This is a genomic window from Micromonospora coriariae (assembly GCF_900091455.1).
GTDB lineage: Bacteria > Actinomycetota > Actinomycetes > Mycobacteriales > Micromonosporaceae > Micromonospora > Micromonospora coriariae.
On sequence record NZ_LT607412.1, the window covers coordinates 4,192,948 to 4,207,911 of the forward strand.

At 71.0% G+C, this 14,964-nt stretch carries 11 protein-coding genes; 8 read left to right on the forward strand and 3 right to left on the reverse strand.

The window, feature by feature from the left end; genetic code table 11:
• Window positions 1-83 precede the first annotated feature (83 nt).
• The gene (locus GA0070607_RS19690) at window positions 84-731 is read right to left on the reverse strand and encodes a GlxA family transcriptional regulator (protein ID WP_157743183.1); all 648 of its coding nucleotides are present in this window, start codon (window positions 729-731) and stop codon (window positions 84-86) included.
• A 95-nt stretch (window positions 732-826) separates the two neighbouring features.
• Between GA0070607_RS19690 and GA0070607_RS19695 the strand changes: the two genes are divergently transcribed.
• The 8 genes from GA0070607_RS19695 to GA0070607_RS19730 all read left to right on the forward strand — a co-directional run bounded on the left by GA0070607_RS19695 (window position 827) and on the right by GA0070607_RS19730 (window position 13,327).
• Window positions 827-1,333 carry an HD domain-containing protein gene (locus GA0070607_RS19695; RefSeq protein ID WP_269458388.1) on the forward strand — a complete coding sequence of 169 codons (507 nt, stop codon included), beginning with the start codon at window positions 827-829 and terminating at the stop codon, window positions 1,331-1,333.
• A 277-nt stretch (window positions 1,334-1,610) separates the two neighbouring features.
• Entirely contained in the window at window positions 1,611-2,615 is a 1,005-nt protein-coding gene (locus tag GA0070607_RS19700) for a multicopper oxidase domain-containing protein (protein WP_089019518.1), read from the forward strand.
• Between the two features lie 23 nt (window positions 2,616-2,638).
• Complete coding sequence (locus GA0070607_RS19705) at window positions 2,639-6,571, forward strand: ThuA domain-containing protein (protein ID WP_089019519.1); 3,933 nt, start codon at window positions 2,639-2,641, stop codon at window positions 6,569-6,571.
• 8 nt (window positions 6,572-6,579) lie between these two features.
• Window positions 6,580-8,106 (forward strand): OmpL47-type beta-barrel domain-containing protein, encoded by a 1,527-nt coding sequence (locus GA0070607_RS19710; RefSeq protein WP_089019520.1) that lies wholly within the window; start codon window positions 6,580-6,582, stop codon window positions 8,104-8,106.
• Window positions 8,107-8,138: 32 nt separating this feature from the next.
• On the forward strand, window positions 8,139-9,119 hold the full coding sequence (locus GA0070607_RS19715) for a hypothetical protein (RefSeq protein WP_089019521.1): 981 nt from the start codon (window positions 8,139-8,141) through the stop codon (window positions 9,117-9,119).
• A 114-nt stretch (window positions 9,120-9,233) separates the two neighbouring features.
• On the forward strand, window positions 9,234-9,950 hold the full coding sequence (locus tag GA0070607_RS19720; RefSeq protein WP_089019522.1) for a PH domain-containing protein: 717 nt from the start codon (window positions 9,234-9,236) through the stop codon (window positions 9,948-9,950).
• Between the two features lie 209 nt (window positions 9,951-10,159).
• A complete protein-coding gene (locus tag GA0070607_RS19725) occupies window positions 10,160-10,654 on the forward strand; it encodes a class I SAM-dependent methyltransferase (RefSeq protein WP_231930006.1) in 495 nt (164 codons plus the stop codon).
• A 15-nt stretch (window positions 10,655-10,669) separates the two neighbouring features.
• On the forward strand, window positions 10,670-13,327 hold the full coding sequence (locus GA0070607_RS19730) for an ATP-binding protein (RefSeq protein WP_269458389.1): 2,658 nt from the start codon (window positions 10,670-10,672) through the stop codon (window positions 13,325-13,327).
• Here the strand turns inward: GA0070607_RS19730 and GA0070607_RS19735 are convergent.
• Together GA0070607_RS19735 and GA0070607_RS19740 are read right to left on the reverse strand one after the other, a co-directional pair.
• Window positions 13,322-14,263, reverse strand: coding sequence for a GNAT family N-acetyltransferase (locus GA0070607_RS19735; RefSeq protein WP_089019524.1), 942 nt, complete (start codon window positions 14,261-14,263; stop codon window positions 13,322-13,324). The genes GA0070607_RS19730 and GA0070607_RS19735 overlap by 6 nt on opposite strands.
• Before the next feature lie 10 nt (window positions 14,264-14,273).
• Window positions 14,274-14,843: a dihydrofolate reductase family protein gene (locus GA0070607_RS19740; protein WP_089019525.1), complete on the reverse strand. Its 570-nt coding sequence runs from the start codon at window positions 14,841-14,843 to the stop codon at window positions 14,274-14,276.
• Window positions 14,844-14,964: the final 121 nt, after the last annotated feature.

The following is a 14,964-nucleotide window of genomic DNA, read 5'->3' on the forward strand; positions in this document are numbered from 1 at the left end:
GCTTCCGTGACCGGCCGGAGGAGGCACCTTCAGCGACGCCAGAACTGAAAGCCGAGCGGGAAGTACCCGTCGGCGTCCGACCTTCACGCGGCCGGTCTGCGACGGAACTGCCGGCGGTACTCCGACGGTGTGACACCCGTGGTGGACACGAACAGCGTGCGGAAGGTCGCGGCGTCGGCGTAGCCGACCTGGACGGTGATCTCGTGGATCCTGCGCTCCGACGTCTCCAGCAGCCGTTTCGCGGCGCTCACCCGGGCAGCCTGCAGGTAGGCCAGGGGCGAACTGCCGGTCGCGGACGCGAAGCGGCGCAGCAGCGTGCGAGTGCTCACGTGAAAGGTGGCCGCGAGCGCCGCGAGGTCGTACCGGTCGGCGAGATGCGCGCGTAACCACCGTTGCACCTCGTCGACGAACGTCGTCGCGGCGACGGGCCGCAAGGTGTCCTCGACGTACGGGGCTTGGCTGTGCCGAGTGTCGGGAACGAGCGTGACCTGCGACGTCGCCCGCGCGATGCGGTCACCGCCGTGCCGGCGGACGAGGTCGAGTGCGAGATCGTGCGCGGCGCTGAACGCACCCGTGGTGGCGAAGCGTCCGTCGCGCACGATCAGCGCCGTCGACTGCACGTCGATGAGCGGGTAGCGCCGTGCGAGTTCCGGCGTGAACAGCCACGACGTGGTCGCGGTGTGACCGTTGAGCAGGCCCGCCTCGGCGAGCAGGAACGTGCCACCGCACACAGCCGACAGTCACAGCGCTCTCCTCGCGCGTTCCCGACACGCGCCTCAGCGCCGCCGCCACCGACCTGCTCATCGCGTCATCGCCGGCCACGCTGGTGAACCACTGCCTGCGTACGTACCACTTCGGGCTCGCGATGGCCGACCGCGACGGCCTCGACCCTGACCTCGAGTTGCTGTTCATCGGTGCCGCTCTGCACGACCTGGGGCTCACCGAACGCTATGACGGGCCGGCGCCGTTCGAGGAGATCGGCGCGGACGCCGCCGCCGAATTCCTGCTGTCGCAGGGCGTCGACGCGACGCGTGCCGACCTGGTGGCCGAGGCGATCCGCCTGCATGTGCGCGCGCAGACCGCGACGGATCCGCGGCCCGAGGTCGCACTCCTGAGTATCGGCGCGGCGGTCGACGTGTTCGGACTTCGCCTGGACCTGATCCCCCCGGACATCACCCGGCGAATCATCGAGGAGCATCCACGGCTCGGCTTCACCGCCGCGATCACCAAGATCGTGGCCGACCAGTCGGCTCGCAAGCCCGACAGCGCACTGGCCCGACTCGACCGCGCGGGCGGCGCCCAACTGCTCGCGGCAACCCCGTTCTCCGACTGACAGTCGTGGCGTGCTCGGGCTGCCGGTCTCCCTGGACCGGCCCCGTCGAGGACAAAACCCCTGCTCAGGCAGCGGAAACCGTTGCCGGTAGTCGCCTTTCCATCGAAGGATCTTTACTTTCGTTGAATCGATACATAGATTGGTGTCATCAGTCGAAAGTTCTGAGTCTTCCGAGCAAAGTCGCGGCGGCTCATGAGCTCGCGGGGCCGTCCCTCTGTGCTCGACGGTCGCCGCACCCTGCCCTGTCGCGGCTGTGCCCGGTCGAGAACGGAGTCCCATGGACGACCATCCCGTCGGCTCTCCCCGCCACCTGTCCCGCAGATCCCTGATGACCACCGGAGTGCTGGCCGCCGGAGCGGTCGGCGTGACCGCGTCCACGGTCGGCGCCCCGTTCAGCGGCAGTCCGGCCCAGGCCGTGGCCGGTGTCACCAAGAAGGTCACCATCTACGCCGAGCAGCTGCCCGGAGGGCTGTTCGGGTACGGCCTGGCACCCGGTCAGGCCACCGTGCCGGGGCCGGTGCTGGAGATCTACGAGGGTGACACCCTGGAGATCACCCTGGTCAACACCACCACCCAGCGGCTGTCCATCCATCCGCACGGGGTCGACTACAGCACCGACTCGGACGGCAGCCCGCTCAACGCCTCGTTCAACAATCCCGGCGAGACCCGGACGTACGTGTGGCGCTCGCGGGAGATGTTCCTCGCGTCCGGCCGGCGGTTCATGCCGGGCAGCGCCGGCTACTGGCACTACCACGACCACGCCATGGGCACCGACCACGGCACCGCCGGGGTGGCCAAGGGGCTGTACGGCGCGCTGATCGTGCGGCGTCGCGGCGACATCCTGCCGGAGAAGCAGTTCACTGTCGTGTTCAACGACATGATGATCAACAACCGGATGGCGCCGGACACCCCGATGTTCGAGGCGAACCTGGGCCAGCGGGTGGAGTGGCTCGCCATCGGGCACGGCGGCACCTTCCACACCTTCCACCTGCACGCGCACCGCTGGGCGGACAACCGCACCGGGATGCTCGAGGGCCCGGCCGACCCCAGCCTCGTGATCGACAACAAGGACCTCAACCCGGGCAGCTCGTTCGGGTTCCAGGTGCTGGCCGGGGAGGGCGTCGGGCCCGGCGCGTGGATGTACCACTGCCACGTGCAGTCCCACTCCGACGGCGGCATGGCCGGGATCTTCCTCGTGCGCAACGCCGACGGCAGCATGCCGCCGGGCGCGGAGGAGGCCATCCACAGGTTCCAGGGCCACACCCACACGCACGGCAGCTGAGGAAATCGAAAGTGGGGACGGGGATGACAAGAAAACTACGACGAACGCTCGCCGCGGCAGCGGTCATCGCGATGCTGATGCCGGGCACACCGGCGGCAGCCGCACCACAGGCGGCAGCCGCACCACAGGCGCAGCAGACCAGGACAGCGGTCCTCGTCTTCCACGGGCCGGTGGCCGAGCAGCAGGATCCGGTCGCCCGCGCCGCGGCAGCCATCAAGGAACTCGGCGCCGCCAATGGCATCGAGGTCACGGCCACCACGAACCCGGCGGTGTTCACCACGGCCCGGCTGTCCGCGTACCGCAGCGTGGTCTTTCTCTCCGCGACGGGCGCTGCGCTCAACCGTGACCAGGAAACGGCGTTGCAGAGCTACATGAAGGCCGGCGGCGGCTTCGTCGGCATCGCCGACGCGGCCCGCGCGCAGGTCGACTCCGCCTGGTTCACCGGCCTGATCGGCACCCGCCCGGCGGGCGCGATCCCGGTGGCCGAGCCGGTGGCCCGGGTGACCGCCAGCGGCGAGAACGCGCCGAACGAGACCAAGGAGAAGCTGACCGACGGCGACTCCGGCACCAAGTGGCTCGTCCGCACCCCGACGGGCTGGGTGGCGTACGAGTTGAGCGCCGCCAAACGGATCACCGGGTACGCGCTGACGTCGGCAAACGACTCCTCCGGCCGGGACCCGAAGGACTGGACCCTGCAGGGCTCCACTGACGGCCAGAGCTGGTCCGACCTGGACCGGCGCACCGGCCAGACCTTCGCGGAGCGGTTCCAGACCCGCCGGTTCGACATCGCCACGCCGCAGGAGTTCAAGCACTTCCGGCTGAACATCACCGCGAACAGCGGCGAACCGCTGACCCAGCTCGCCGACCTGCGCCTGTTCACCGGCAGCACCGCGCCACCGGAGCCGCCCGCGGTGAACCGGGCGGTCGTCGACATCCTGGACCGGAACCACCCGGCCACGGCGTCGCTGCCGATGACGCTCACCCGCTCCGACCGCTGGGAGAACTGGGACCCGAACCCGATCGGCACCGTGCACACCGTGGCTCAGGTCGAGGAGCGGCACTACAACCCGGGACCGGGCGCCAACGGGCCGTTCCACCCGGTGTCCTGGTGCCGGGACTACGACGGCGGCCGGTCGTTCTACACCGGCATGGGCCACACCGAGGGCAGCTACGGCGAGGCGGCGTTCCGTACGCACCTGACCGGGGCGCTCAAGTGGACCACCGGGCTGGAGCGGGGTGACTGTCAGGCGACGATCGCCGCGAACTACAAGGTGGAGCGGCTCACCGCGGCCAACCAGACCGGGCAACTGGACCAGATCGGCGAGCCGCACGGGCTCACCATCGCCCCGGACAACACGGTGTTCTACGTCGGCAAGGCGGCCTGCCCGAGCGGCCCCGTCGCGGACTGGAACGACCCGAACGTCGGCCTGGGCTGCGGCACCATCCACTCGTGGGACCCGCGCACCAAGCAGGCCAAGCTGCTCACCACCCTGGCGGTGATGGGCAACCGGGGCAGCGGCTCGGAACTGGTGAAGAACGAGGAGGGCCTGCTCGGCATCGTTCCCGACCCGAAGTTCGCCGAGAACGGCTGGCTCTACGTCTACTGGATGCCGCACGAGTCGGTCGACCGGGTGCAGCGCATCGGGCAGCGGACGATCTCCCGGTTCACCTACGACCGGGAGACCCAGACCATCGACCAGGCCACCCGCAAGGACCTGCTGCAGTTCCCGGTGCAGATCCACAGCTGCTGCCACGCCGGTGGGGGCATGGCGTTCGACGCCAAGGGCAACCTGTACGTGGGGTCCGGCGACAACAACTCCTCCGAGGGCTCGCAGGGCTACTCCGGCAACAACTGGACCCAGGAGTACCAGGGGATCTCGTTCCAGGACGCCCGCCGCACCTCGGGCAACACCAACGACCTCGCCGGGAAGATCATCCGTATCCACCCGGAGGCGGACGGCACGTACACCATCCCGGAGGGCAATCTGTTCCCGCCGGGCACCGAGAAGACCCGGCCGGAGATCTACGTGATGGGCGTGCGCAACATCGCCCGCCTCCAGGTCGACCCGGAGCACCAGTGGCTGACCGCAGGCTGGGTCGGCCCGGACGCCGCGTCGCCGAGCCCGACGCTGGGCCCGGCGAAGTACGAGACCGCGACCATCATCACCTCGGCCGGTAACCAGGGTTGGCCGTACTGCATGGGCAACCGGCAGCCGTACCGGGACCGCAGCACCACCGACGCGATGGTGCTGACCGGCTGGTACGACTGCGACAACCTGAAGAACGAGTCGCCGCGCAACACCGGCCTGGTGGACATCCCGCCGGCCCGGGACAACATGATCTGGTACTCCCCGGACGGCGGCGGCCCGGTGTTCCCGGAGCGGACGGACGGCAGCGGCCTCCCGACCTACGTCGCGGCCGACGCCACCTACACCCAGCCGTACCTGCGCGGCGGCGGCCAGGCCATCATGTCCGGTCCGACCTACCACCGCGACCTCGTCGACACCAGCAGCGGCGTGGCCTGGCCGGAGTACTGGGACGAGAAGTGGTTCATTGGCGACCAGTCGAACGCCAACAACCGCGTCGCGGTCACCGTCGACCCGGCCGGCGTACCCACCGCCGCCCCGCCGGTGTACGCCGAGTCGCTGCGGGCCATCATCCCCGGCGGCAACGGCGACACCCGGCTGCAGAGCTGGATGGACGCCAAGTTCGGCCCGGACGGCGCGCTCTACCTGCTGGACTACGGAGGCGGGTTCTTCAGTCTGCACCCCAACCAGAAGCTCATCCGGATCACCTACACCGGTGGGGCACCGACCCCGGCGCCGGCCGCCACCTCGGTCGCCGTGCAGAACAAGCCGCTGACCACGGCCTTCAACGGATCTCGCTCCGGTGGGGTCAGCTACCGGTGGGAGTTCGGCGACGGCGCCACGTCGACCGAGGCGAACCCTCGGCACACGTACGCCCGGGTCGGCACCTACACGGCGAAGCTGACCGTCACCTACGCCGACGGAGAGACGGCGACGGTGCAGACCACCGTCACTGTGGGCTGTGCGGTGCCGGACAACCGGGCCACAGTGTGGCTCGGTGACACGGACACGAAGGTGCCCAGCCGTACGGTCGGGCAGGGCTGCACCATCAACGACCTGATCGACGATGAGAGCACCTGGGCCGACCACAACAGCTTCGTCCGGCACGTGACCGCGGTGACCCGCACGCTGCAGGACGACGACCTGCTCAGTGCCCGCGAATCCGGCACGCTGACCCGTCTGGCCGCCGCGTCCGAGATCGGCCGGGACGGACACACCGGGTACGAGCCGCTCTTCGACGGCACCGCCGAGTCCCTGCTCGGCTGGCAGCAGGCGCCGTCCGGATCGTTCGGCATCCAGCCGGACGGCTCACTGCGCTCCAGCGGCGGCCTGGGCATGCTCTGGCACACCAGGGAACTCGCCGACTTCTCGCTGAAGGTGCAGTTCCGCGACATCGCGCCGGGCACCGGCCGGGCCAACACCGGCGTCTTCACCCGGTTCCCGGACCCGCGGATCCCGCTGGAGCAACGTCCGCCGGGTAGCTGCGGCACGGTCGGATCCGCCCGGACCTCACCGGCGTGGGTGGCGATCTACTGCGGCCACGAAATCCAGATCTACGACGGTGAGACCGGCGAGCCGCAGAAGACCGGCTCGGTCTACAACTTCGATCCGGTGCCGCTCGCCCAGGCCGGCGTCACCCCGAAGGACCAGTGGAACGACTACGAGATCCGCGTGGTCGGGCAGCACTACACGATGATCCGCAATGGCGTGGTGATCAACGAGTTCGACAACACGCCGGGGAAGCAGTCCTCACGCGCAGGTGACCCGCCAACCGACCTGCGGCAGTTCCTCAGCGGCTTCATCGGGCTCCAGAACCACGGCGACAACGATCTGATCGAGTTCCGCAACGTCCGCGTGCGCGAGCTCTAGGAGAAACCATGATCCGACGACTGAAGGCCGCGCTGGCGGCACTCCTGCTCACGGTGATCCCGTTGGCCGGTGTGCCCGCCTCCGCCGCCCCGCGCGTCGCGGAACAGGTGCTGACCTGGACCGCCGACGACGACATCACCCGCTACAAGTCCGCGCCCACCCAGGCGGTGGCCGGGGCGACCACGATCATCTGGGAGAACAGCGCGGCCACCGGCAACACCACCGGGATGCCGCACACGCTGACCTTCGACACCACCACCGACGGCTACAACCACGACGTCACGCTGAACATCCTGGCCAACCCGTTCGATGTGAACAACGGACGGCACGAGGCGACGGTGACCCTGACGCCGGGCAGGTACCGCTACTTCTGCTCCATCCCCGGCCACAGCCAGATGGTCGGCGAGCTGATCGTCACCGACGGCGGCGGAGGCGGCGACACCACACCGCCGGCGGTCTCGGCCACCGTGGCCGGCGACCGCGACCAGGAAGGCAACTACACAGGTACGGCCACGGTGACCGTCACGGCCACCGACGCCGGGTCGGGCGTGGAAACCGTCGAGTACCAGGTCGACGACACCAGCTTCCTGCCGTACACGCAGCCCGTGCCGGTCACCGCGATCGGCGACCACTCGGTGCAGTTCCGCGCCACCGACCAGGCGGGCAACACGAGTGAGGTCGGCTCGGTGTCGTTCCGGATCGTCGAGCCGAGCGAGGACGACACCACCCCACCGGTGGTGACCGCCGACCTGGCCGGCGACCGGGACGGCGACGGCAACTACATCGGTACGGCCACCGCCACGCTGGCCGCCACCGACGCGGATTCCGGTGTCGCCACGATCGAGTACTCGTTGGACGGGGCCGCCTTCACCGCGTACTCCCAACCGATAGTGGTCGACGACGTCGGCATGCACATGCTGCACTACCGGGCGACCGACGTCGCCGGGAACACGTCGGCCGAGCAGATGGCCCACTTCACCGTCGTCGAGCCGCAGGCCGAGGACACCACCCCGCCCACGGTGTCCGCCACAATCACCGGCGAACAGAACGACGACGGCGCGTACGTGGGCGGTGCGACGGTGACCGTCACGGCAACCGACGACGGTTCGGGTGTCGCGTCGATCGAGTACGCGCTCGGCACCGGCGCCTGGACTCCGTACGCCAGCCCGGTCTCCGTCCGTACCACCGGGGCGCACACCCTGCGCTACCGGGCGACGGACGTCGCCGGGAACGCCTCCGCCGAGCAGTCGGCGACGTTCACGGTCGTGGCGGACGGCACCGACGCCTGCCCCGACTCGGACACCCGGGCCAGAGTGATCATCGACGGCGACGACACCGGCGTCGCCAACGTCGACACCGGCGACGGCTGCACCATCAACGACCTGATCGACGAAGGCGCCGCCTACCCCGGGCACGCCGTATTCGTCCGGCACGTCGAAGCGGTCACCGCGACCCTGGTGGCCGGCGGCACCCTCACCCTGCGGCAGCAGGGCGCCATCGTCCGGGCCGCAGCCCGATCGGACGTCGGCGCATGAGTCACCGAACCTCATCGACAGGGAGTACAGCGATGCCCAGACGTACAGTCGCCAAGCTGGCCACCGTGAGCGCCGTCATCACCGCCTCGGTGCTGGCGGTGGCGCCCAGCGCGCACGCCGACCTGGTCACCCACTGCATCGGCACCGGTGGTGCGGTGACGGTGCCCAACGACCTGTACGTGCCGGCCGGTGAGTCCTGCGCGCTCACCGGCACCACGATCACCGGAAACGTCACCGTCGCTGCCGGAGGAAACCTGGTGGTCACCGGTGGCACAGTCAGCGGCGAGGTACGCGTCGCCGCGGACGGCTACCTGGACGCCACCGACACGACGATCTCCGGCCAGGTGGTGCTGGCCGCCGGCGGTTACGGGGCCTTCCTGCGGGACGTTCGGACCGGCAACGTGACGGTGCGGCCGAAGGGGGCCGCCACCATCGACAGCTTCCTGTTCGTCGAGCAGTCCACGATCGTCGGGACCGTCAACGCCGGTGCCGGTGAGGTCCGGCTCGACCGCGGCACCCAGGTGGAGCGCAACCTCAGCACCACCGGCACGTACTACACCGACGTGCACGACTCGTTCGTCGACGGCACGCTGTCGGTGCTGAACAGCGCCACCGGCAGCGTCGTGTGTGGCAGTGCGGTCCGCGGCTTGGCCACCTTCGCGGGCAACCTCGGCGCCGTGCAGCTCGGCCCGAACGGCCCGCTCGACAGTTGCGCCTCCGGGGGCTACTGGGGCCGGAACGTCAGCATCACCAACACCACCGGCGGTGTCACAGTCGACGACAACATCATCGACGGCACGTTGACCCTGACGTCCAACAACCCCGTCGCCCAGGTGGCCGCGAACAACCGGATCCGCGGTGGCGTGACCGGTGACCAGGCGGTTGCCACCAGCTCCCGGGCGGCCCGTACGGCAGCGGCCACCGACCGGGAGGAAGCTGGAGAGCAGCGGGCGGAAGCCCGCCGCGCCTCCGCGGCCCAGGAGGCCGCCGCGGCCGGCGCGGCGCGTCTCTAGGTAGTCACCGGCGCGGGGTCACGGGCTGTCCGGCCCGTGGCCCCGCGTCGCCGTGGCCCCACCTCGCCGAGCGTCCCTGGTGTCGCGGTGGACACCGGCGGTCACGATGGCGGCATGCGCAGATGGCAACGGCCGTACGCACTCGACGCGGCGACCGGCTTCGCGGTGCTGGGGCTGGTCGGGGTGGTTGGTTTCGCCACGTTCTTCGTGATCACGCCTGTGCACGAGCGGATGCCGACGCCGTTGGCGATCCTCTTCGGGATGTGGCTGGCCGTTGTCGCCGCCGTCGCGGCGCGGCAGGCCATGCTCGGGGTCTACGTCAGCGATCGCGGCGTCCGGTCCCGATCCCTGCTCCGTACGGCCACTGTGCCCTGGGCGTCGGTAGCGGACATCCGCAGTGGCGCGGCCACCATCGCGGGCCTGGACATGGGCCGTGCCACGATCGTCATCGAACGGACCGACGGTGAATCGGTGCAGACGCCGCTGCAGCGCGGCGATCTCTTCCGGCCGTTCACGTTCCGGCCCGAACTGGGTCGGCTGGCGACCTGGCCGGAACACTATGACGAGATCCTGGCGACACTGCAGGCACACCTTCGCGAGGCGCAGCGCCGGGGACAGGCGCCGGTCACCGATCGACCAGCACAGCCGCCCGCCGCCGGTGCCCGGCCGACGATCCGATCCGCCGGAGTCCACCGGACCCGCACGCCCTCCGGCGGGCCAACCGTCGACAAGCGGCGCGACATCCACGCCCTGACCCGGCAACACCAGCGGGGCGCGCTCACCGACGCCGAGTTTGCCGCGGAACTGGCCAAGATCCACGAGAGGGACTGAGGCGATGCCGGGCATGGGTCGCCAAGGAGCGTGATACCTCAGGGGCATAAATATGCCTCAGAGGTATCACGCTCGCAACAGCGACCGCCCGGAAGGGGGCGCCGCGACGGCGCAGAGATCGCGTCACTGGGCACGATCGCCGACGCGTACGAGGCGTACGTGGGCCGGTGGAGCCGCCTGGTCGCGGCCGATTTCCTGCCGGGGCTGACGTGCCGCCCGGGAGGCACTGGCTGGACGTGGGCTGCGGCACGGGTGCGTTGACCTCGACGATCCTCACCAACGCCGATCCCGTCCGGGTGACCGGTGTGGACCGTTCGGCCGGGTTCGTCGCCAGCGCGCGTGCCCGGATCGCCGATGGCCGGTCGGCCTTCCAGGTCGGGGACGCCCGCGCGTTGCCGTTCTCCGATCGGACCGTGGACGTGGTGGTCAGCGGTCTGGCGCTCAACGTGACGACGCTGGCCGAGCCAGCCCGCGCGGCCCTGCGGGAGTTGCTGGTCGCCCGGCTGCCGGTGGAGCCCGACGGCTCGATCCGGCTCACCGCACGCGCCTGGGGTTCGGGGCACCGCACCGCGGTGACGGCCTCTGCCGGGGGTCCGTTCTTCGCCGGGCCCGTTGCTGAGCTAGATTCAGGTGCCTCTTCGAGGTGGCTGACCTGCGGATTCATCGCTTGCCGGCGATGGGATGGCGGCCGGCGGGGGCGGTGACGACGGGGGTACGTGGTGCGGGGCCGGGCGACGGAGCGCGACCGGATCGACCGGATGTTGACGGACGCCCGGGACGGCGCGAGCAGCGTTCTGCTGATCCACGGTGACGCCGGCATCGGCAAGACGGCACTGCTGGACTACGCCGCCGCTCGCGCGTCCGACATGCGGGTGCTGCGGATCGACGGTCTGGAATCGGAGACCGAGCTGGCTTTCGCCGGCCTGCACCAGTTGTTCCTGCCGGCCATGGACCTCGTCGACCAGCTGCCCGGCCCGCAGGCCCGGGCCGTGCGTGCGGTCTTCGGGCTCACCGACGACACGGTGCGCGACCGGTTCGTCATCGGCCTGGCGGTGCTCAGCATGCTGTCCGAGGTCGCCGGCGAGGGAGCGCTGCTGTGCCTGGTGGACGACGTGCAGTGGCTCGACCGGGCATCGGTGGACGCGTTGGCGTTCGCCGCCCGCCGGTTGCAGGCCGAGGGCGTCGTGCTGATCTTCGGCGCCCGGGACGCCGCCGGGGTGGCCGGATTCGTCGGGCTCCCCGCGCTGCACCTCGCGGGACTCGACCCGGAGGCGGCCGCGGCGTTGGTCGCGGACCTGTCGCCGTACGTGCGTCAGCGGATCATGGATGAGGCGCAGGGCAACCCGCTCGCGCTGCGGGAGCTCTCCGCCGCGTTGACCCCGACAGAGCGTGCCGGTCAGCTCAGCCCGTTGACGCTGTCCGCACCGTCGAACCGGGTGCAGGACGCCTTCCTGGATCAGATCCGCCGGCTTCCCGAGGCCACCCGGACGCTGCTGTTGACGGCCGCCGCGGACGACACCGGAACACTCGACCTGATCCTGCGGGCCGCGAAGGCGACGGTCGGCGACCTGGCGCCGGCCGAGCGCTCCGGCCTCGTCGTGTTGACCGGCGACGCGCTGCGGTTCCGGCATCCGCTGATCCGGTACGCGGCGTACCAGGGCAGCCCGTTCGCCGACCGGGTCGCCGTGCACCGCGCGCTGGCGGCGGTGCTCGTCGCGCCCGAGCACGCGCATCGGCGTGCCTGGCAACTGGCCGCCGCGGCGAGCGGGCCGGACGAGCGGGTCGCCGACGAGTTGGAGCGGGTCGCGATCTGGGCCGGCGGTCGGCAGGCGCTGGCGTCGGCGTCCGCGGCGTACGAGCGGGCGGCCCAGCTCACGGCCGTACCGGAAGGCCGGGCCCGCCGGTTCATCGCCGCCGCACAGGCCGCCGCCGACGCTGGCCAGGACGAGCGGGGTGGCCGGCTCGCGGCGATGGTCGAGGTGGCGCCACAGGACCCGGGCCTGGCGGCGGACCTGGCACGGGTCCGGGCGGTGGTGGAGCTGGGGTACGGCAGCCCCGACGCCGCCGGCCGGATGCTGCTCGACTGCGCCGACCACATCGGCGCCCAGCGGCCGGACAAACTCCGCGCGCTGCTGGTGGACGCCCTGCACGCCGCCTTCTCGTCGGGAAACGCCGAGCTGATCGCGGCGGTCGCGGACCGGGCCCCGACCGAGCCGCTGCTGGCCGTGCCGGCCCGCCTGCTCACCGACGACGTGCCCGGTGCCCTGCGCGCGCTCCGAACGCTCGTGGCGGTGCGCGATCGAACCGACACCGGGTTCATGGGCCGGCTGATGACCGGGACCTACTGCCACCTGGGCGCCGATGACGAGGCCGCGTACGAGATCGCGGCCGAGGCGGTCGAGCACTGCCGGGACAACGGCATGGGTGGGTGGCTGCCCACCGCGCTGCACCTGCTCGCCCGGGTGGAGCTGACCCTCGGGCGGCTCGACGACGCGTCCGCGCACGCCGCCGAGGCGCTCCGGTTGGCGGAGGGGTACGACCTGAGCCACCGGGCCGCCCACGTGCGTGCCGTCCTGGCGATCCTGGCCGCCGTTCGGGGCGAGGAGGAGCAGACCGGGCGGCTGGCGCGCGACGCGATGGCGTACACGCAGCCGCGCGCCGTCGGCCGGGCAACGGCGGACGCACTGTGGGCGGTGGGCCTGCTCGACCTGGGCCTCGGCCGCGCGGACGTGGCGCTGCGACGGTTGGAAGCGGCGCGAGCGGCCTCGGGTCACCGGTTGTTCGGCGCGTTCCTGCTGCCCGATCTCGTCGAAGCGGCCGTACGCGCCGGTCGACCCGAGCGGGCCGCCGAACCGGCGCGTCTGCTCGCCGAGTGGGCCGAGGCCACCTGTCGCCCGGCGCTCGCCGCGCTGGCCCACCGATGCCGTGCCCTGACCGCGCCGGACACCGAGGCGGAGCAGCATTTCGCCTCGGCCGTCCGGCTGCACGGCGACGGCAACGCCTTCGATCGGGCCCGCACCGGGCTGCTCTACGGGGAGTGGCTGCGCCGCGCACGCCGGAAACTCGAAGCGCGCCGCCACCTGCGGGACGCTCTCGACACCTTCGCGGTGCTCGGCGCCGAGCCGTGGACCCGGCGGGCCGGGGCCGAGTTGCGGGCCAGCGGCGAGGTGGCGGAGCCGTCGCTGGGCGGACCGCTCAGCCGGCTGAGCCCGCAGGAACGCGAGGTCGTCCGGTTGGCCGCGGCGGGCGCGACCAACCGGGAGATCGCCACGCAACTGTTCCTGAGCCCACGCACCGTGGGGCACCACCTCTACCGGGCGTTCCCCAAGCTCGGTGTCACCTCGCGCACCGACCTCGCCTCGGTGCTCTCCTCATGACCCCGGCGCGGAGTAGAGCAGCCGGATCTGCGCGGTCCGGTAACCGGCGCGCGCGAACGCCGCGGCCATCGGCACGTTCGTCGTGTCGGTGGTGGCCGTGATCAGCTCGGCCCCCTGCTCGGCGTGGAACCGGGTGATCTCGGCGAGCACGTCGTCGACGTAGCGACGCCCGCGCTGCTCGGGCACGACGCCCAGGTAACCGACGTTGCGGTTGTACGGGGTCGCGGACGGGATCGCCAGGCCGGCGAGCGTCCCATCGGCCGTGCGGGCCAGCCGCCACCACGCCCGCTCGCCCGGGCAGTCCAGGTAGAAGTCCATCTCCTCCCGGGCGGTGACCTCCGGGCTCTTGATCGCCAGGTTCCGACGGGTTTCCCTGTCCAGGCTGCCCACCGCGATCCGGCGGAACGCGTCGAGGAACTCGTCGTCGGATCCCTCGGAGAAGACCAGCCTCCCGCTGGACGTGGGCACCCCAACCTCGGGCGTCCACTCCAGCCGCAGCCGCTCCACCTCGTCGGTCAGCCCGACCGCGAGCGCCGCGTCCCGTCGCCAGGCCACCGCCGCCGCGACGGAATCATCGTCGCGCCAGCCGTTGGGCAGCGTCAGGTTGTACAGCGGCGGTCTTGGTGCGCCGTGCTGCGCGAACGCTTGCAGGCCTGCGGCGAGCAGTCCGGCCGCGACGCCCGCGCGGTCGGCGACCGACGCGTCGACGTGCAGGCAGTCCAGGGCGACCGGGTGGGCGCTGGACGCCTGCCCCCACCACAGCGCACGGCCGACCACCCGCTGCTCGTCCTCGGCGATCCAGGTCCACTCCGGCCGGTACATGCCCTGAGCAAGTTCGTCGAGGTAGCGGTCGGCGTCGATGGTGCTGACCCCGTCGTCGATGGGGAAGCCGGTGACCCGGTCGAGGTCGGCCCCGGTGGTGGCGCGGAACAGCATCAGTCCTCTTTCAGTGCTTGACATAGGTGGACATGGTCGCGCCGGTGTTGAACACCCGGGTGTCGGTCAGCGTGAAGCTCGCCACGGCGAAGGGCGCCCGGAACAGGGGAATGCCGGAGCCGACGACAACGGGGTACCGCTTGATGACCAGTTCGTCGATCTCGTCCACCAACTGGCCGGCGAGCGTCGCCCCGCCGCAGAGCCAGATACCCATCCCGTCCTGGCGCTTGAGCGCTCTGACGAACGCGGCCGGTTCGTCGGCGACGATCTCCACCGACGGGTCGCGCTGCTCGAGAGTCTGGGAGAACACGTACTGCCGCAGGTGGGCGTACGGGCTCGTGACGCCGAGGGCCAGGGCCGGTTCGTAGGTCGCGCGGCCCATGAGGACGGTGTCGAACGTGGTGTTCGCCGCCGCGGCGATCCCGAGCGGCTCCCGCGCGTGGGTCGGCAGGGTCTCGGGGTAGTCGGCCAGGATGGCCGCGGCCAGATCCCCCTCGAACGCGAAGAAGTCGAACTCGCCGTCCGGACCGGCGATGAACCCGTCCAGGCTGGTGGCGATGTAGTACGTCAGTTTGCGCAAGTCAGCAGCTGCTTTCCACGGTTGATGTTGACAGCTGGAACGCTAGTCGGCTCACCGGCGGTCGGCATCGGTAGCAGCGACGTAACGTGACCGACGGTCGCGACCGTAAGAGGGGCGACCG

Excerpts from the sequence above, each read along its gene's own strand:
- GA0070607_RS19720 (WP_089019522.1), top strand. The coding sequence starts at position 9,234 with ATGCGCAGATGGCAACGGCCGTACGCACTCGACGCGGCGACCGGCTTC.
- GA0070607_RS19735 (WP_089019524.1), bottom strand. The coding sequence starts at position 14,263 with ATGCTGTTCCGCGCCACCACCGGGGCCGACCTCGACCGGGTCACCGGC.
- GA0070607_RS19705 (WP_089019519.1), top strand. The coding sequence starts at position 2,639 with ATGACAAGAAAACTACGACGAACGCTCGCCGCGGCAGCGGTCATCGCG.
- GA0070607_RS19715 (WP_089019521.1), top strand. The coding sequence starts at position 8,139 with ATGCCCAGACGTACAGTCGCCAAGCTGGCCACCGTGAGCGCCGTCATC.
- GA0070607_RS19710 (WP_089019520.1), top strand. The coding sequence starts at position 6,580 with ATGATCCGACGACTGAAGGCCGCGCTGGCGGCACTCCTGCTCACGGTG.
- GA0070607_RS19700 (WP_089019518.1), top strand. The coding sequence starts at position 1,611 with ATGGACGACCATCCCGTCGGCTCTCCCCGCCACCTGTCCCGCAGATCC.